The organism is Streptosporangium sp. CA-115845, assembly GCF_050943795.1.
Classification (GTDB): Bacteria; Actinomycetota; Actinomycetes; order Streptosporangiales; family Streptosporangiaceae; genus Streptosporangium.
In genome coordinates this window covers 541,709-559,354 of record NZ_CP191988.1, presented here as the reverse complement: position 1 = coordinate 559,354, position 17,646 = coordinate 541,709, and the positions used below count along the sequence as shown (strand labels likewise).

The 17,646-nt window shown below is 69.1% G+C and carries 17 protein-coding genes; 4 read left to right on the top strand and 13 right to left on the bottom strand.

The genetic code is table 11. The features are described from left to right. Positions 1 to 71: 71 nt before the first annotated feature. The 4 genes from ACQP0P_RS04680 to ACQP0P_RS04665 all read right to left on the bottom strand — a co-directional run bounded on the left by ACQP0P_RS04680 (position 72) and on the right by ACQP0P_RS04665 (position 4,759). Positions 72 to 1,652 (bottom strand): uroporphyrinogen-III synthase, encoded by a 1,581-nt coding sequence (locus ACQP0P_RS04680; RefSeq protein ID WP_433371329.1) that lies wholly within the window; start codon positions 1,650 to 1,652, stop codon positions 72 to 74. Then, a complete protein-coding gene (gene hemC, locus ACQP0P_RS04675) occupies positions 1,649 to 2,521 on the bottom strand; it encodes a hydroxymethylbilane synthase (protein ID WP_433371326.1) in 873 nt (290 codons plus the stop codon). The genes ACQP0P_RS04680 and hemC overlap by 4 nt, the downstream gene beginning before the upstream one ends. Positions 2,522 to 2,565: 44 nt before the next feature. Next, complete coding sequence (locus ACQP0P_RS04670) at positions 2,566 to 3,906, bottom strand: glutamyl-tRNA reductase (RefSeq protein WP_433371323.1); 1,341 nt, start codon at positions 3,904 to 3,906, stop codon at positions 2,566 to 2,568. Positions 3,907 to 4,051: 145 nt separating this feature from the next. Next, positions 4,052 to 4,759, bottom strand: coding sequence for a redox-sensing transcriptional repressor Rex (locus ACQP0P_RS04665; RefSeq protein WP_433371320.1), 708 nt, complete (start codon positions 4,757 to 4,759; stop codon positions 4,052 to 4,054). Positions 4,760 to 5,043: 284 nt separating this feature from the next. On the opposite strand from ACQP0P_RS04665, the gene ACQP0P_RS04660 reads away from it, so the two are divergent. Beyond that, a complete protein-coding gene (locus ACQP0P_RS04660; RefSeq protein WP_433371318.1) occupies positions 5,044 to 5,292 on the top strand; it encodes a glutaredoxin family protein in 249 nt (82 codons plus the stop codon). Between the two features lie 50 nt (positions 5,293 to 5,342). Here the strand turns inward: ACQP0P_RS04660 and ACQP0P_RS04655 are convergent, their stop codons facing one another. Continuing rightward, on the bottom strand, positions 5,343 to 7,076 hold the full coding sequence (locus ACQP0P_RS04655; RefSeq protein ID WP_433371315.1) for a putative quinol monooxygenase: 1,734 nt from the start codon (positions 7,074 to 7,076) through the stop codon (positions 5,343 to 5,345). Between the two features lie 204 nt (positions 7,077 to 7,280). Between ACQP0P_RS04655 and ACQP0P_RS04650 the strand changes: the two genes are divergently transcribed. The 3 genes from ACQP0P_RS04650 (at position 7,281) to ACQP0P_RS04640 (ending at position 9,777) form a co-directional block, all read left to right on the top strand. Next, positions 7,281 to 7,925, top strand: a complete 645-nt coding sequence (locus ACQP0P_RS04650) for a sigma-70 family RNA polymerase sigma factor (RefSeq protein WP_051752836.1) — start codon at positions 7,281 to 7,283, stop codon at positions 7,923 to 7,925. A 273-nt stretch (positions 7,926 to 8,198) separates the two neighbouring features. Then, positions 8,199 to 8,786, top strand: a complete 588-nt coding sequence (locus tag ACQP0P_RS04645) for a DUF5667 domain-containing protein (RefSeq protein WP_433371312.1) — start codon at positions 8,199 to 8,201, stop codon at positions 8,784 to 8,786. Between the two features lie 136 nt (positions 8,787 to 8,922). Further along, positions 8,923 to 9,777, top strand: a complete 855-nt coding sequence (locus ACQP0P_RS04640) for an HAD family hydrolase (RefSeq protein WP_433371310.1) — start codon at positions 8,923 to 8,925, stop codon at positions 9,775 to 9,777. A 47-nt stretch (positions 9,778 to 9,824) separates the two neighbouring features. Here ACQP0P_RS04640 and ACQP0P_RS04635 read toward each other — a convergent pair whose 3' ends face one another. The 8 genes from ACQP0P_RS04635 to ACQP0P_RS04600 form a co-directional block, all read right to left on the bottom strand. Next, on the bottom strand, positions 9,825 to 10,850 hold the full coding sequence (locus ACQP0P_RS04635; protein ID WP_433371307.1) for an alpha/beta fold hydrolase: 1,026 nt from the start codon (positions 10,848 to 10,850) through the stop codon (positions 9,825 to 9,827). A gap of 160 nt (positions 10,851 to 11,010) precedes the next feature. Then, positions 11,011 to 11,967, bottom strand: a complete 957-nt coding sequence (locus ACQP0P_RS04630; RefSeq protein WP_433371304.1) for a lysophospholipid acyltransferase family protein — start codon at positions 11,965 to 11,967, stop codon at positions 11,011 to 11,013. Next, positions 11,964 to 12,989 (bottom strand): NAD-dependent epimerase/dehydratase family protein, encoded by a 1,026-nt coding sequence (locus tag ACQP0P_RS04625; RefSeq protein ID WP_433371301.1) that lies wholly within the window; start codon positions 12,987 to 12,989, stop codon positions 11,964 to 11,966. Before ACQP0P_RS04625 ends, ACQP0P_RS04630 begins: the two co-directional genes overlap by 4 nt. 23 nt (positions 12,990 to 13,012) lie before the next feature. After that, positions 13,013 to 13,111 carry a 30S ribosomal protein bS22 gene (locus ACQP0P_RS04620; RefSeq protein ID WP_018654693.1) on the bottom strand — a complete coding sequence of 33 codons (99 nt, stop codon included), beginning with the start codon at positions 13,109 to 13,111 and terminating at the stop codon, positions 13,013 to 13,015. A 305-nt stretch (positions 13,112 to 13,416) separates the two neighbouring features. Then, positions 13,417 to 13,620: a helix-turn-helix domain-containing protein gene (locus tag ACQP0P_RS04615; RefSeq protein ID WP_012887307.1), complete on the bottom strand. Its 204-nt coding sequence runs from the start codon at positions 13,618 to 13,620 to the stop codon at positions 13,417 to 13,419. 322 nt (positions 13,621 to 13,942) lie between these two features. Beyond that, positions 13,943 to 14,782, bottom strand: a complete 840-nt coding sequence (locus tag ACQP0P_RS04610; protein ID WP_433371298.1) for a phosphatase — start codon at positions 14,780 to 14,782, stop codon at positions 13,943 to 13,945. Positions 14,783 to 14,969: 187 nt separating this feature from the next. After that, entirely contained in the window at positions 14,970 to 16,133 is a 1,164-nt protein-coding gene (locus tag ACQP0P_RS04605; RefSeq protein ID WP_433371295.1) for an acetoin utilization protein AcuC, read from the bottom strand. 227 nt (positions 16,134 to 16,360) lie between these two features. After that, positions 16,361 to 17,599 (bottom strand): MFS transporter, encoded by a 1,239-nt coding sequence (locus ACQP0P_RS04600; RefSeq protein WP_433371292.1) that lies wholly within the window; start codon positions 17,597 to 17,599, stop codon positions 16,361 to 16,363. Positions 17,600 to 17,646 lie beyond the last annotated feature (47 nt).

Sequence of the window (17,646 nt, the reverse complement as noted above, 5' to 3'; positions counted from 1 at the left end):
GGCGCGCTCGCGCGGGACCGTCGAGCACGGCCTGCCCGCCCTTTTCGCGCGGGCAGCCGCCTTGTTCAAGGTTACTTGGCGCGGCGCCGGGCCCCTCTTCGGGTCTGCGAGGGCCTGCGGGGAACGTCCCCCGCCATGACCGCGGCCTGCCGCTGCTTGGCACCGTACTCCGCCAGCGCCGCCGCGAGGGCGGAAGTCGAAGGTTTGTCGGCCATGACGTCGACCCTGAGCCCGAATTCCTCCGCGGTCTTGGCGGTCTGCGGGCCGATCACGGCGATGACCGTGACGTTGTGCGGCTTGCCCGCGATGCCGACCAGGTTACGGACGGTACTCGACGAGGTGAACAGCACCGCGTCGAACCCACCGCCCTTGATCGCCTCGCGGGTGGGGGCGGGCGGCGGCGCGGCGCGGACGGTCCGGTAAGCCGTCACGTCGTCGCATTCCCAGCCGAGCTCGATCAGCCCGGCCACCAGCGTCTCGGTCGCGATGTCGGCACGCGGCAGCAGCACCCGGTTGATCGGGTCGAGCATCGAGTCGTACGGGGGCCACTCGACCAGCAGGCCCTCCGACGACTGCTCGCCGGACGGCATCAGATCGGGCCTGACGCCGAACTCCACCAGGGCCCGCGCGGTGCTCTCGCCCACGGCCGCGACCTTGAGCCCGGCGAACGCGCGGGCGTCCAGGCCGTACTCCTCGAACTTCTCGCGCACCGCCTTGACCGCGTTCGCGCTGGTGAAGGCCACCCACTCGTAGCGCCCCGTGACCAGGCCCTTGATCGCCCGATCCATCTGCTGCGGGGTGCGCGGCGGCTCGACGGAGATCGTGGGGACCTCCTCGGGCACCGCGCCGTACGAACGCAGCTGGTCGACCAGGCCGGCCGACTGCTCCTTGGTCCTGGGCACCAGCACCCGCCAGCCGAACAGCGGTTTGGTCTCGAACCAGGACAGCCGGTCGCGCATGCCGACGGCCTCCCCGATCACGATCAGCGCGGGCTCGACCATCCCGGCGTGCTTGAGATCGGGCCCGATCCGGCCCAGCGTGGTCACCACGGTGTGCTGCTCGGTCGTGGTACCCGCGCTGCTGATCGCCACCGGCGTCGAGTCGGGACGGCCTGCCGCGATCAGCGCCTTGCCGATCGGGACCGCCTCGGCGATACCGTTGTAGATCACCAGAGTGCCCGCTCCCGCGGCGTAGGCGGACCAGTCCTTGATCTGGGTCGCGTCCACCACCCGGAACTCGGGCACCGACACCGCGGCCGGGATCCCGGCATAGGTGAGCACCGCCGTCGCCGGGGGCACCCCGGGGACGATCTCGAAGTCCACCTCCGCCTTGGCACAGGCCGCGACCTCCTCGGTGATCGAGGAGAAGAACATCGGGTCACCCGCGCACAGCCGCACGACACAGCTCCCGCTCTTGGCCGCCTTGACGGCCTTCAGCGAGACGGCGCCCTCCTCTGCCGCGCCGATGACCTCGACGCCCTCGCGACAGTGGCGTAGCAGCGGGCCGTACGCCTCCTGGTCGAGGATGACGATGTCCGCTCTGGAGAGCAGTTCGGCACCGCGTAGCGTGAGCAACTCCTCATCGCCGGGACCCGCTCCTACGAAGGCGACGAACCCTGACGGGTGCTCGAAGGTGGTACTTCTGGAGCTCAATGTGCTTGCTCCCCTATCAACGTGCCGGCCCCTTCGGCGATCATCTCGGTCGCGAGGTCGCGACCGAGATCCATGGGCGCAGAAGAGCTGCCGACGGCGGACTTGCGCACCGCCCGCCTGCCGTCGACGGCGACGGCAGCGGCGGTCAAAACCAGATCTCCCCCGCGGGAGACCGCGTACGTGCCCAGCGGGGCGGCGCACCCGGCCTCCAGGGTGTTGAGCACCGCGCGCTCGGCAGTGACCTCGGCACGGGTACGGGCATCGTCGAGCACGCTCAGCAGCTCGACCATGTCGCCCCGGTCGGAGCGGCATTCCACGGCCAGCGCTCCCTGCCCCGGGGCGGGCAACATCTCCTCGACCTCGAAGATCTGGGAGATCTCGGCCTCTCGCCCCAGCCTGCCGAGCCCGGCGGCGGCGAGCACGACCCCCTGCAGCTCGCCGGAGGTCACCTTGGCGATCCGGGTCTCGGCGTTGCCCCGGATGGGGACGCACTCAAGGTCGGGACGGAGCATCCGGAGCTGGGCGATCCGGCGCGGGGAGCCCGTGCCGATCTTCGAACCGGATGGCAGGTCGGCCAGCTTGGCGACGCCCACCAGAGCGTCCCTGTGGTCGTCGCGCGGCGGGATCGCCGCGATGACCACCCGTGGGTCGGGTGTGGTGGGCAGATCCTTCAGCGAGTGGACCGCGAAGTCGATCTCACCGTCGATCAGCTTGTCACGTAGCGCGCTGATGAAGACGCCCGTGCCGCCGAGCTGGGTGAGATCGCCCTTGGTCACGTCGCCCAGGGTGACGACGCCGACGAGCTCGACGGCCCTGCCGGTCAGCTCGGTAAGGCGGGCGGCGACCAGGCCCGACTGCGTGGTCGCCATGACGCTCCGCCTCGTTCCCAGCCGGAGCGGAGGAGAAACGCTGCTCACAGGCCTGCCTCCTTCTTGCTCGGCTCGGTGTTCCTACCCGGCTCGACGTCGATCGTCTCGATACGCCGCACCGCTTCGGGAACCTTCGGGTCAAGATTGAACAGTTCGCGGAGTGCTTCCGCATAATGATCGCCCGCCGCAGACTCCGCCAGCTGCTTGACACGCACGGTGGGCTCGTGAAGCAGTTTGTCGACCACCCGCCTGATGGTCTGGGTGACCTCGGCCCTGACCCGCCCGTCGAGTTCGGGAACCCGCCCGACGAGCCGCTCGAGCTCCGTCTCGACCACCTGTGCCGCCTTGCTCCGCAGCGCCACCACGGTCGGCGTGACGCGCGCGGCGCGCTCGGCCGACAGGTAGGCGGCGACCTCCTCGGCGACGATGCCGCGCACGGAGGTGACGGCCTCGGCCCGGCCGCCGTCGTCGGTGCCCGCGTCGACCCCGCTCTCCTGCATGGACTCCAGGTCGACCAGCGTCACGCCGGGCAGCCGCCGTACGGCGAGATCGACGTCGTGCGGCAGGGCCAGGTCCAGTATGAACATCTGACGGGGGGTCACCATGTCGGCGGTGATGACCAGGTCGGTGGCGCCGGTGCAGGAGATGACCAGGTCCGCCCCCGCCAGCTCGCTCTCCAGCTCACCGAACTCGGCGGCCCGGCCGCCGACCGTCTGCGCCAGCCGCACCGCGCGATCGTGGGTCCGGTTGACCACCACGATGTCGGTGAGGCCCGCCCGCTGCAGGGTCGCGGCCGACAGGGCGCTCATCGAGCCCGCGCCGACCACCAGGGCCCGCTTCCCGCTGAGAGGGCCGAGGGTCCGCTCGGCGAGCGTGAGCCCGACCGCGACGAGGGAGGCACCGGCCCGGTCGATGCCGGTCTCGGTGTGCGAGCGCTTGCCCACCCGCAGTGACTGCTGGACGAGCTCGTTGAGCGTCGGGCCGAGCGTGCCCTCCTCCTGGGCCAGCCTGAGCGCCGAACGCACCTGACCGAGGATCTGCCCCTCGCCCAGGACCATCGAGTCCAGGCCCGAGCCGACCGAGAACAGGTGCTCGATCGCGCGGTCCTCGTAGTGCACGTAGAGGTGGGCGGCCAGCTCGTCCATGGGGACGCCGGAATGGGTGCTGAGCAGCCAGGAGATCGACGTCACCGCGGCGTGGAACCGGTCGACCTGGACGTAGACCTCGACCCGGTTGCAGGTCGAGACGACCATGGCCTCGACGACGTGGACATCCCGGTGGACGTCCTGGAGCAGCTTCACCAGCGAGTCACCGGAGACGGAGACCCGTTCCAGCAGGGCCACCGGGGCCGTGCGGTGGCTCAGGCCGACGACGAGAACGCTCATCGCCCCTCCACCGCCTTCCCCGAGAGGGTGCGGTCCACCCTCGTCGGCTCCATGTCCGTGGTACGCGTCGTAGTGATCATGCTCATCGTGGTCGCCCGGGAAGGCCTGAAGAGTGTGTGCCCGTCAGTTCGTGTGCGGTGCTCCCTCACAAGTCCACCGCCTCGGGCCACTCCTCGGCCATCGCGGGCCCCCCAGTCATCCGATCCGTCTTACGTTGCTCGTGGAACGCAAGGATCTGTAGTTCAATCGATAGGTCGACTTTACGGATATCGACACCTTCTGGAACAGAAAGTACAACGGGGGCAAAGTTCAGGATGCTGGTGACCCCCGCGGCAACGACCCGGTCGGCCACCTGCTGGGCCGCCACAGCCGGTGTCGCAAGCACCACGATCGACACTCCCCGCCGTCGTATCACGGCTTCCAGCTCGTCGATGTGCTCCACATTCAATCCCGCGATGTGGTCGCCCACCACTTCGGGGTCCGCGTCGAGCAGCGCCGCGACCCTGAATCCTCGGGAGACGAACCCGCCGTAGTTGGCGAGCGCACGACCGAGGTTACCCACTCCGACGATGGCAACGGCCCAGTCCTGGGTGAGACCCAGCTCACGGGAGATCTGGTAGATCAGATATTCGACGTCGTAACCGACCCCTCGGGTGCCGTACGACCCGAGGTGGGAGAGGTCCTTGCGAAGCTTGGCGGAGTTGACACCGGCCGCGACGGCCAGGTCCTCCGAGCTCACGGTCGCCAGGCCACGCTCGGCCATGCCGTTCAGCGCTCGCAGATAGAGCGGCAGCCGGGCGACGGTCGCCTCGGGTATGCCGCGTTCGCGGGCTTGGGACAGACGGCGGATCACGTGCCGGAGCTCCAGGGGGACAGGCGACCGGCGCGGCCCGGACGCGACGGATGACGAGGTGAGGCCACTGTCATTCAGATTAGTCCTTTTGTGAACCGGTGCACAAAGTGAGTGTTCACAATCTTGGCCACCCCCTCCTCCGGTTCGCGGTCCGACCCCCTCATCAGGGCCCTGACCTGCGCCTCCGGCAGGTCCCCGAGGGCCATCACCGGACTGCCCACCGCCCACCACGCGGACCGGCGGGCAGTCCGGTGTGGCGCCCTGACTCGGCTACCGTGGCGGTCATGTCACCCCGAGACCATCGCATCACCCTGCTCGGCAAACCCGGTTGCCACCTGTGCGACAACGCGCGGGCGGTGATCGAACGGGTCGCCGCCGAACTCGGCGTCCCGTGGGAGGAACGCGACATCACGGCCTCAGCGGAGGATCAGGCACGGTACTGGGAGATGATCCCGGTCACCTTCGTCGACGGCGTGCAGCACGACTTCTGGCGCGTCGACGAGAACCGCCTCCGCGCCGCCCTCGGCGCCTGAGACGTCTCTCCTGATCCGGCGCGCGGACGACCACCGCCCGCGCGCCGCGGTCACGGCCTGAAGGCCGTCGGGAGCGGCATCACCTTCGCGGCGTTCATGGTGATCTCGATGATGTTGGTGGCGAGCACCATCGGCTGGCGCTCGGTGACGAAGCGCTCGGTGTGCGGCTGGCGTTGATGGTCGCTGTAGGCGACCTCGTCACGGTAGATCTCGTAGACGATGCGCTGGAGCGGCGCCGACTTCACCGAGTGGCAGGCGTAGATGAGCGTGTCCGGCTCGGATCGGCGTACCGCCTCGACGGTCTCCTCGGCGAGCCGGTCGAACCTCTCGCCGGTGCCGTCGAGGAGGGTGAAGACGGTCAGCATGCCGAAGATGCTCGGGGAGGGACGGCCCGAGCCGCCCGGCAGGTCACCCGCCCCGCCCGGTCCACCCGGGTACATGGCACCGCTTGCGGGGGCGGCGCCGAATGCCTGGTCATAGCCGTGAAAACCGCCTCGCCCCTGGTCCATGCCCGGGGAGGGCGCGCCGCCGAACGCCTGGTCGGCGGGCATGGGCTGGAGACTGCCCGGCCTGCCGAACTCACCGGTGGCGGGCCCGGCGGGCCGGCCGAACTCACCGGTGCCCGGGCCGGACTGCCTGCCGGGACCGGGAGTCCCGTGCCTGCCGAACTCGTGGGCCGGAATGTCGTACTCACCGGTCGCCGGCCCCCCGGCCGGCATGCCGAACTGACCGGTGACCGGCGGCTGTCCCCCGGGGGGGCCACCCCGTCTGCCGAGGTCGCCGCCGAACGGCTGGTCGGGAGAGGGCATGCCGTACTCACCCGCCATGAACATCCCGGTGGCGGGTCCGCCGAACCTGTCGTCGCTCGGCAGAGGCTGCTGCCCCATGCGCGCCGCGTAGTCGACGTCCTGGTCGCCCGCGCGGTACTCGGCGACGAGGTCGCCGAGCCCGGAGCGGCGGGGAGGCTCCTCGGCCAGGGTCCGGCCGCCAGGGGCCTCCTGGGACATCCTGCGTCCGGCGACCTGCACGTCGCGGGGCTGGTACTCGGGGGGCCGGAGTGTCGGGAGACGCTTCTCCCAGTCGTCGTCCTCGGCCTCCTCGTCGTCGTCCTCGTAGGGCGCGAGCGGACGGAGCATGGCGTACCAGACGGCGGCGGCGGTGACGAAGAGCAGCAGCGCGGTGAACATTCCGGGCACCGCGAAGCTGACGGCTCCCACCAGGGCGAGACCGGTGGGGCCGAGCACCAGGAGCGCGTGCATGTTGTCGGCGTCGTAGTCGTCGCCGCCGCGCCAGCGCACGACCGCGAGCAGCAGTCCGGCAAGCAGCACGATCGCGACGATCACGTGGACGACGAGCAGCAGGTATTTCGACGGCAGGTCCCAGTGGTGGCTACCCAGCGGGAGGACCTTGGCGAAGTCCTTGTCCTGCAGGACCGGGTCGACCGCCAGGATCACCGTCGCGATGACGGTGAGTGCGATCCCCAGGAGCCACGAGGCGAACCTGGCCGTGCCCTTACGGGCCAGCAGCTGGATGGCTCCGACAGCCAGCCACAGGGGCGCCAGCATGGATCCGGTCAGTTGATAAACACGAAATATTCCTGCCTCAAACCCGGTCAGGTAGCCGATGGCGATTACTCCGAGTGAGACGGAGAGAGAAGCCGTCGTGATGCTCCAGGCGATCAGCCAGCCCTTGGGCTCACTGCGAAGACGGCTGATGAGAGCACCGGTGGCAATGACGGCGAGCAATGCACCGGCGAAGGCGATGACAGCGACGAGGACTTCCATGGTGTCTCCAATGCTGCCGGACATTACCCCCTAACCGGTAGCCGAGCCCTCGGTCGGCTACCGGAGTCGGCGTGAAACAACCGACCCAACACCGTATCTGGTGATTACCCCCAGTCACGGCGCTTCGAAGTGGATTGTGGAATTACCGCTTGGTTTCCTAGAGTGATCAGGCACGCCGTACCCCCTTCCCCTCAGGGATACCGGATGCCTGAAACGTGGCCGCTCGCCGGGCACCTCCCCACGACCGTCGGGATGGCCCAGCCCGTCCGCAGTAACGACCTCACTCTGCGTGAGGACGCCTCCGAAGAACTCCGGAGGCTCGTTTTGCGTGCCAAAACCGGAGACACGGATGCTTTTGGCACGCTCTATGATCGCTACCTCACCCTGGTCTACCGCTATGTCTATTTCCGGGTCGGCTCACACCCGCTGGCCGAGGATCTCACGAGCGAGACCTTTCTCCGCGCGCTCCGCCGGATCACTGACTTCACGTGGCAAGGGCGTGATTTCGGGGCCTGGCTCGTGACCATCGCGAGGAACCTGATCACCGATCACTTCAAGTCCGGCAGGTACCGTCTTGAGGTCACAACGGCCGAGGTGATCGACACCCCGCTCGACGGCCCGCATATCCCGGAGAACGCCGTCGTCATCTCGATGATCAGCGACCGGGTGCTCAGCGCCGTCCGCGACCTGGGCCCAGAGCAGCAGGAGTGCGTGGTACTGCGCTTCCTGCACGGTATGTCACTGGCGGAGACCGCGCTCATCATGGGCAAGAAGAGCGGCGCGATCAAGGCGCTGCAGTTCCGCGCGATCCGCTCCCTGGCCCGCGCGCTCCCCTCGGACCTGGGCTGACGCCGCGTCCGCGCCCCTTACCCCGCCCTCGAAGACCTCGCCCGGGGGAGCCTGCGGGAAGAATCCCGCGTCCGGCCGGGCACAAGAGGATTGTTCACCATGCCGATGCCGGTGCGGCGCGTAACCTGACGCGCGGAGTCGTCGTTAGGCAAGTGACACCGATGGATCATGAGCTGGGGGCGGCAGGGAGCGTTCATGGGGAAGTGGCTGCCCGGAATCTCACGGAGATCGCAGGCTCACATCCAAAACCGCGTGTCGCGCCTCGGTAACCGTATGGCGGCCACCCCCCGTCCCGAGTTCCACGCCAGGCTCCGCGAGCAGCTCACCCAGCCCCCTCCCGGAGAGGACCTCTCGGAGCGGCCGCCGACCGGCCCGCGCCACTCCCGGCGCAGACCTCGTACGGGGCTGTTCACGCAGTTGCTGAGCGTCGTCCTGGTGGCCGCGATGATCACCTCCGGTATATGGACCTCCCGGTCGATGCCCGGTGACACCTTCTACCCGCTCAAGCGTGCGGCCGAGAGGACGCTGTTCCACCTGAGCACCGACGAGGCCGAGCGGGCCGGCCGCTCCTTCGGCTACGCGGAGACCCGCGCCCGCGAGGTCGAGGAGCTCCTGGGCTCCGGCGAGCGCGAGGACATGATCGGGGAGACCCTCCAGGCGATGGAGGACACCACTCGCTCCGCGGTGACCTCCCTGCGGCAGGTCCGGCGCCGTGACGCCGCGAACGCCAGGGAGCTCAGGCGCTTCGTCCAGAAACAGCGCACCCAGATCAGTGGGATGATCCCCAAGATGGATGCCGAGGATCGGATCAAGGCCCACGTCTACCTCAACTACATCGACGGGCTGGCCCCACCCGATTAGCCTGTTCCGTCCGGGTCGTGCCATACCGTATGACACCGAGACGTCACATTTGGCTAACACGGCGGCTACCGATCTACCCCCCGTGTCCCGGTTAAGCTGAGGTGCTATGAGGCGGCTACTACGACGACGGGGCGAAATGGCGACGGTCGGGGAGCAGGCGGCCGGGGAGGTCGCGGCCGCGGCCGCCGTGGCGATGCCGATGGCCGAACCCGACCCGGTGGCCGCCGCCTTCTTCGACGTCGACAACACCATGATGCGCGGCGCGTCCATCTACCACTTCGCCCGGGGCCTCGCCTCCCGAGGCCTGTTCACCAGCAAGGACCTGTTCAGGTTCGCGCTCGGCCAGGCGGTCTTCCGGGTCCGCGGCGACGAGAACCCGGCCCACATCGCAGAGGCCAGGGAGACCGCGCTGGCGTTCGTGGCGGGCAGCAAGGTCGAGGAGATCGTCCGGCTCGGTGAGGAGATCTACGACGAGGTGATGGCCGACCGCATCTGGGCGGGCACCCGCGCCATCGCGCAGGCGCACCTCGACGCCGGCCAGCGAGTCTGGCTGGTCACCGCGACCCCGGTGGAGCTGGCCCGCGTGATCGCCCAGCGCCTCGGCCTGACCGGTGCCCTCGGCACCGTCGCTGAGACCGAGAACGGCGTCTACACCGGCCGCCTGGTCGGCGACCTGCTCCACGGCCCGGCCAAGGCGGAGGCCGTCAGGGCCCTGGCCCGCAGGGAGGGGCTCGATCTGACCCGCTGCTCCGCCTACAGCGACTCGGCGAACGACCTGCCGCTGCTCTCCCTGGTCGGCCACGCCACCGCGATCAACCCCGATGCCGAGTTGCGCGACTTCGCCAGGGAGAACGGCTGGGCGATGAAGGACTTCCGCACGGGGCGTAAGGCGACCTTGATCGGCCTGCCCATCGCGGCGGGCGCCGGGGCCCTCGCGGGGAGCGTCGCCGCCGCCATCGCCCTGCGCCGCCACTACCGTTCCGGCGGCTGACCCACCCGCCGCTCCGGCGCCCGCGGGACGGCCCGGTGCGGCTCCGGTCAGCCTGCCGTACCGGCGGCCGTGATCCGGTCCAGCAGCGCGGACAGTTCCCGGTTGACGGCCTCCGGGCGTTCCAGGCCGATCATGTGGCCGGCCTCGGGGAACACGACCAGCCTGGCGCCCGGCAGGGCGCCGGCGATGCGCCTGCTGTGCGCCGGTGGAGTGAGACGGTCACGGTCCCCGACCATGACAAGCGTCTCGACCCCGCCGAACGCGGCCAGCGCGGCCAGCTTGTCGTGGATGAGGAAGTCACGGAAGAAGCCGACCATGACCTCCGTCGGGGTGGCCGCGGCCATGTCGTTGACGAAGCGCACCTGCTCGCGCGGGGCTCGGGGCCCGAAGGCGACGTACCGGGTCACCGGCAGGTTGGTGCGAGATTTGAGGGCCGCGCTGCGGTCGATGAGCGTGCCCCTGGCCAGCATGCGTTCGAACATGAGGGGCGTGACGCGCGGGGCGAGCCGCCCGATCGGCCCGGGGAGCCCGAACGTGCTGCCGCTCAGCTGCCCGGACGACGTGCTCAGCAGGGCCACTCCCGCCACCCTGGCGGCGAACGTCTCCGGATGCCGCCCGGCGAACGCCATGACCGTCATACCGCCCATGGAGTGGCCGACGAGGACCACCGGCAGCCCCTCGGGCACGGTGGCCTCGATCACCGCGGCGAGGTCGTCACCAAGCCGGTCGACGGTGCAGGCGTCGAGGGCACCTGCCGAGGAGGCGCCGTGCCCACGCTGGTCGTAGAAGATCAGGGTGGCCCGACCGGCGAGCGCCTCACGCTGGAAGTGCCAGCAGTGCCTGTTCATCACCCAGCCGTGCGTGAAGATCACAGCCAGCTCGGGCGCCCCGGCCTCCTCGATGTCGACCGCGAGCCGCACGCCGTCACCGGTGGTGACGGTGGCCGACCGGCCGCGGTGCCCGCCGAGCACCGTGCCCGCGTACGCCCTGCGCCGCCGTACGGCGACTCCCAGCACCGCCCCCACGGCCAGCCCGGCAATGGCGGCCCCTGTCGCGGTACGGCCTGCGCCCATGACCACTCCCTTGATCCGGAAGACCGATGTTGAGCACACCATACCGACAGAAAGCACCCGTTGTTAGACGTCGTGACTAATAAAAACCGCCCCTGCTTGCCCGCTGGGCGCGCGCTCGCGCGACAGGTCTCCATCCGGATCGGCGGGACGCCGGAGAGCCTCAGAAGAAGGGCGGGAACGCGTGGCCGCGCTGGAGCCGGAGCTCGTCCAGTTGCTGCTGGACGGTCTCCCGGACCTGATCCGTGAGGTTGAGGACCAGCATCGGGTCGTCGGCGTCGGCCGGGTCGAACTCGTCGGTACGGATCGGCTCACCGAAGCTGATCATCCACTTGGACGGGAGCGGGACCAGCCCGAGGATCCCGAACCAGGGGAACAGTGGCGTGACCGGCAGGTAGGGAAGGCCGAACACCCTGGCCAGGAGACGTAGGTCACCGATCTTGGGGTAGATCTCCTCGGCGCCCACGATGGCACAGGGAACGATCGGCACGCCCGCGCGGATGGCGGAGGCGACGAAGCCGCCCCGCCCGAAGCGCTGCAACCGGTAGCGATCGGAGAACGGCTTGCCGACCCCCTTGAACCCCTCGGGAAAGACGCCGACGAGTTCGCCCTTGCGGAGCAGCCGGTCGGCGTCCTCGCGACAGGCCAGGGTGTGGCCGGTCTTACGGGACAGGTGCCCGAGCACCGGGAGCCGGTAGACCAGGTCGGCCCCCAGCAGGCGGAGCGCGCGGCGCGCGGGATGTTCGTCGTGCAGGGCCACCTGCAGCATGAGCCCGTCAAGCGGGAGGGTGCCCGAGTGATTGGCCACGATCAAGGCGCCGGAGTCGTCGGGCACGTTGTGCAGGCCGACGGCCTCGGTGCGAAACCAGTGGCGGTACAGCGGGCGGATCAACTCCAACAGCACCCTGTCGGTGAGCTCGGGATCGAACCCGAACTCGTCGACCTCGTACTCTCCGGTCACCCGGCGCCGCAGGAAGGCGAGCAGTTCGGCCGACCTCTGATCGTCGCCTCCGCCCACCGGCGCGTCCGGCGTCTCCTCGGAGACGGGCTCGCCAAAGGTGCGGGCGCGGGTGATGGGAATCACCTCGGCCTCCCGGCTCTCCCCTGCCGTCCCGGTCATTCCGTCACCGCCCGGGACAGCATGTCCATCATGGCGGCGGGAAGGCCACCGGCCAGATCGCGCGCGCGGATGAAATCCTCGAAGGCGGTGGCGGTGGAGAACCTCGGCTTCCAGCCGAGAGCCGCGGACAGCAGGGTGGTGTCGACCACCCGGCCGTGACACATCAGGCGGAGTTGCTCGGGGGAGAAGTCGACCAGCCCCGCACCGCGGGCGAGGTCGCCCATGAGACCGAAGACGGAAGAGGGCATCGGAATCGGGAGCAGGCCCACCCGGCGCACGCACTGCGACAGGAGCAGCACGCCGTCCCCGGCCACGTTGAACGTGCCGGGGTGGTCCTCCATCGCCATCCGCCGCAGCACCTCGACCGCGTCGTCCTCGTGCACGAACTGCAGCCGCGGGTCGAACCCGAACACGGTCGGCAGGACGGGCTGGGCGAAGTAACGCGTCAGTGGGGAGTCGACACCGGGCCCCATGAAGTTGGCGAACCTGAGCGTCGACACGACCACGTCGCGGCGCCGCCTGGCAAAGCCCCGGACATAGCCCTCCACCTCGGAGGCGTCCTTGGCATAGCCGTGGCTCGGCGGCTCGGCCGGCTCGGCGTTCTCGGTGAAGACCGCGGGATCGTGCGGAGAGGAACCATAGACGGCGGTGGTGGAGCGCATGACGACACGGCGGACCGTCGCGGACCGCTGACAGGCACCGAGCAACTGCATGGTGCCGATGACGTTGTGCTCCTTCATGAGTGCCCGGCCACCGCTCCGGGGAGGAGCGCTCACCAGGCTCATGTGAACGACGGTGTCGATGTCGGCGGCCGCGATCACCTGCGCGATGTCGGGGCTGCGCAGATCGACGCGGACGAACTCCGTCCGGCCGAGAGGTACGCCGCCATCACGTGAGAGCGAGGGCGGCGGCACCGTATCCACTCCGATGACCCGATCGACGTCCGGGTCATCCGCGAGAACGCTCGCCACTCGGGCGCCGATGTGGCGCGAGACCCCGGTGACAAGCACGGTGTGGGTCATCGGCGCCTCGCAGATCCGCGCGGTTACTTCTTGTTACGCCGCTGGATGCGGGTCTTCTTCAGAAGCTTGCGGTGCTTCTTCTTCGCCATGCGCTTACGACGCTTCTTGATCACAGAGCCCACGGGACCCCCAGGTAGCTGGTAGCCGAGAATGTCAAACCGGCATGCGATAGCACACCGGCACAACAGACTACCGGCGATCCACGGTAGATCGCCCCTGGGGGGGACCCCGGGCACATCAACTCACGACGTGGCGCACACGTCGCTACCTCGACGAGACAGAGACCTGTCACACACCGGTCGCACCGGAAATCATGCTCCGGCACGACCGGAAGGGACAGACTCACGAGCCGTCAGCGCGCCTCGCCCACCTCACGGCCGGATGCTCCCTCCACCGGCCGCTCGGCTCGGCGCGCCGAGCCCCTGTCTCAACCTGCCTCGATGTAGGCATCCCTGAGATAATCGTGCACCGCCTGCTCAGGCACCCGGAAGGATCGACCGACCCGGATGGCCGGCAGCTCGCCCGAATGCACGAGTCGGTACACAGTCATCTTGGACACCCTCATGACAGTGGCCACTTCTGCCACCGTCAGGAACTTCACCTCGCTGAGAGGTCTTTCGCCTGCACCCATCGGACGCCTCTTCCGCACGTGTATCCGGGTTATCCCCACTGGTGCCATTGCTCACGCACGTGTACTGCCGTCAGCGTAAGTCGGGAGGCCGGGCACGCAAACCCCCTATTTTCTCAGCCCTCTGAACCTCACGTCAGTGAAACCGACAAAATCGCTGGCCAGCAGCCGGACCGTGCCCCTGTTTTCGATCTTGGAACGGACCAACTGTCTCCTATTAGAGTCGCCCACAATCACCAAAAAGTTGGCAAACGGTCGGCGAGCTCCATGGAATGCAGGCGCGAAATACTTGTATAGGGATGACCCAATTTGCGCATCCCCCGTCTCAGAGGGCTCGCGCGACCCTCTCGACCAGGTGGTGCGTCAGCGGTTCGTAATGCCTCGGTAGCACGTTGTCATCGAGCGGAACGGTCGCCGCGATCTTGCCCTCGGCCTCCCCGACGAAGAGCGCGGGGTCGTTGCTGTCGGCGAATCCGACGGTGAGGATGCCCGCCTCGCCCGCCGCTCCGGCCCAGCCGTGGTCGGCGATCACCAGATCGGGACGGTCCGCGTCAAGCTCGGCGATCATGGCCCGCATCGGGGCGGGGTCGTGGGTGTGCACGAAGGCGCCCTTGTCGTCGAGCATCGCGACGTCGTCCAGATAACGGATCTTGCGCCTGCGGCCGAACCCGCTGCCCCAGTACGACCACCCCTCGGCCGGGCTCATCAGGACCGCCCCGCGCGCCCTGAGCATCCGGGCCAGGGCCAGGTGAATGGTGAGCAGGCCGGTGGGGTGCCCGGTGGCGATCAGGATCTGCGGATTCTCCCTGCCAAGCACTCCCGCGATCGTGTCGCCCATCTTCTCGACCGCCTCGATCGTACGGTCGGGGTCGATGGTGTCCTGCCCCTCCCGGTGCAGCGGATCGGCCACCACCCCGGCGGACTTGGCCATCAACTCCAGCACGTCCCGATAGGACCAGGTTCCGTCCACGGTCAGCCCGAACATGTAGTGCGGATCACGGTTGGCCAGCGACCGGTAGTGGTCCAGGTTGTTCTCCCGACTGGTCGCCACATCACCGGCGATCCGAGTCCGGACCAGGTGCTCACGAAGCTCGGCACGGGTCATCGGCGACGCCTCGCGTCGCGGTTCGGCCCCTCTTACCCGGCTCCTTCCCTCGTCGCTCATCCGCTTCGCTCCTTCGCTCCTCAGTCCAGTCACCGGCGCGTCCTCACGAGTAGTCCCTCAAGGCGGACCACTTACCCCGTCCTTCGCGGCTTCAGATCAAGTAACCGGCGCGACCTCGCGGCGCTCCCCAGTTCGGTTGAGGGCCGATCTCCCTCCGGAAGGGGCCTGGGGGATCCGAGGGCCTGGGTTACGGGAGGGGGTCGAGGCCGTGGAAGGGGAAGATGGCTTTTCTTGTCGCCATGATGGCTCGGTCGATCGGGTCTGCTGGGTCATAACCGGCGGAGAAATCGCGAAATTCCGGATTCCGGCCATCGGTCAGCGTCAGGGGTGCCGACTGGTTGGTCCGTTCCTTGACGAACGTGCGCCACGCCCCGGGAGTGGCGGTCCTCGGGTCGAGCGGGTGGCCCGCCACCTCCGCGATCAGGTGGGTCCACGCCCGGGGCACGACCTGCACCAGCTCGTACCCCCCGCCACCGGTCACGACCCATCGCCCGCCCGCGGTCTCGTGGGCCAGTTCGTGCAGCGCCGCGTACGCCACGCGCTGGCCGTCCAGGCTGAGCATCAGGTTGGCCAGCGGGTCGAGGGCGTGACTGTCGCAGCCGTGCTGGGTGACCAGGACCTCGGGGGCGAACTCCCGCAGCAGCGGCGGGACCACCGCGTGGAAGGCCCGCAGCCAGTCGCTGTCGCCGCAGCCGGCGGGCAGGGCCACGTTGACCGCGGTGCCCTCCGCGCCGCTCTCATTGGGGAAGCCCGTACCGGGGAAGAGCGTACGGGGGCTCTCGTGCAGGCTGATGGTGAGAACCCTGGGATCGTCGTAGAACATCGCCTGCACGCCGTCGCCGTGGTGCACGTCCACGTCCACGTAGGCGACCCTGGACGCGCCCTGGGCCAGCAGCCACGCGATCGCCACACCTGGGTCGTTGTAGACGCAGAACCCGCTCGCCAGGGCGGGCATCGCGTGGTGCAGGCCGCCCGCGACGTTGACCGCGTGCTCGACCTCGCCGGTCCACACCGCGCGGGCCGCGGCCAGGCTGGCCCCGGTGATCAGCGCGGACGCCTCGTGGACCCCGACGAAGGCGGGATTGTCCTCGGTGCCGAGCCCGCAGGCCAGGTCGCGTCGCCCGGTGGCGGAGACCCGTTTGACCGCCTCGATGTAGTCACGCTTGTGAACGAGCGCCAGCTCGTCGTCGGTGGCGGGCGCGCATCCGCTCATCTCCACCAGGTCCAGCACGCCCAGTTCCCTGGCCAGCGCCATGGTCAGCTCGACCCGCACGGGCGCGAGCGGGTGCCCCGGGCCGAAATCGTAGGAGATGAGCGCATCGTCCCAGACAACCCGCACGGATCGGCTCATGCGCACTCCCTGTCTGGTCGCGACGCCACGCGCCACGGCCCGATCTTCCTACTCCCGGCTCGACGTTACCGCACGTGTACGGAATGCGGTTTACGCACGCGTCTCGGAGGACAGAGCGGTTTTCATCTGAGCGAAATATCCTAATTTATTGCTATTAACAGTTCCGGGTGCCGGGACACGAGACCGCTGCCCGGAACACCGTCCGGAGCACCCTCCGGACGATGTGGTCAGGTGGGGTGCACCCGGCGCAGTCCCCGGACAGCGGGGACCAGGAGAAGTGAGGCGCATCCGGCGACCGCCACGATCGAGGACACCGTCAGCAACTGCGGCGCACCCATCACCCCTGCCACCGGGCCGGCGAGCACCTGGCCGATCGGGACGAACAGGGTCGAGCCGGCGACCTCGTAGGCGGTGACCCGGTTGAGCGCCTCCGCGGGCACCTGGGTCTGGATGCTCGTGGCCCACATGACCGACCAGAACGCCCATCCCGCGCCGCCGATCACATGCGCGGCCATGAGGACCCCCTGCGGCGATGCCAGGGCGATGGAGAGCGGCTCCAGGGCGAAGCCGAACAGGCCGATCGCGCCGGCCATCAGCGGCCGTCCCGGGCGGACCCGCATGGCGATCAGACCGCCGACGACAGTGCCCGCGCCCGAGGCGGACATGACCAGGCCGTAGGCGGTCTCGCTGAGCCGCTCGGTGATCAGCACCGAGCCCAGCGGAATCATCGGGCCGAACAGGGCGACGCCGAAGACCGTCCAGACCAGGATCACCGACCACATCCAGGTCCTGGAGCGGAACTCCTGCCAGCCACCGCGCAGGTCACGCCAGACCGACCGCGCCACGGTCTGGAAGGCGACCGCGGGCAGACGCAGGAGGAGCAGGCAGACCGCGCTGACGGCGAACCCCACGGCCTCGATCGCGAAGACGACGCCGACCCCCCAGAAGCCGACGATGGCACCGGCGACCCCCGGCCCGGCCAGCATCATGATCGACTCGGAGACGCGCAGGGTGGCGTTGGCCCTCTGCACGTCCCGCGCCACCCGCGGGACCGTGCTGGAGACCCCCGGCTGGTACATCGCGGCGGCGACACCGTTGACCGCGGAGATGACGAGGATCTGCCAGAGGTCCGGCCTGCCGGAGATGAACAGCACCGCACTGATCCCCTGGGTCACCATCCGGACCGTGTCGGCGCCGATCATCATGCGGCGCGGCGTGAACCTGTCGGCGAACACCCCGCCGAACAGGATCAGCACCGCGAAGGGCGCCATCCAGGCGGCCAGCGCCAGCCCCACCCCGGTGGGACCGTAACCGAGCCCGCCCACCCCCACCGCCGTCGCGAACGGCACCATCGACGCGCCGAGCATGGAGATCGATCTGGCGGTGAAGAAGAGCAGGAAGCTCCGCGTCCAGACGGAGGGGCCGCCGAGTTCCCGCTGATCATCATCCAGTACGGCCTGCCCCACGATGGCCCCATTTCCCCCGAAGTTCTGCGGAAAATGATGCCGCTATA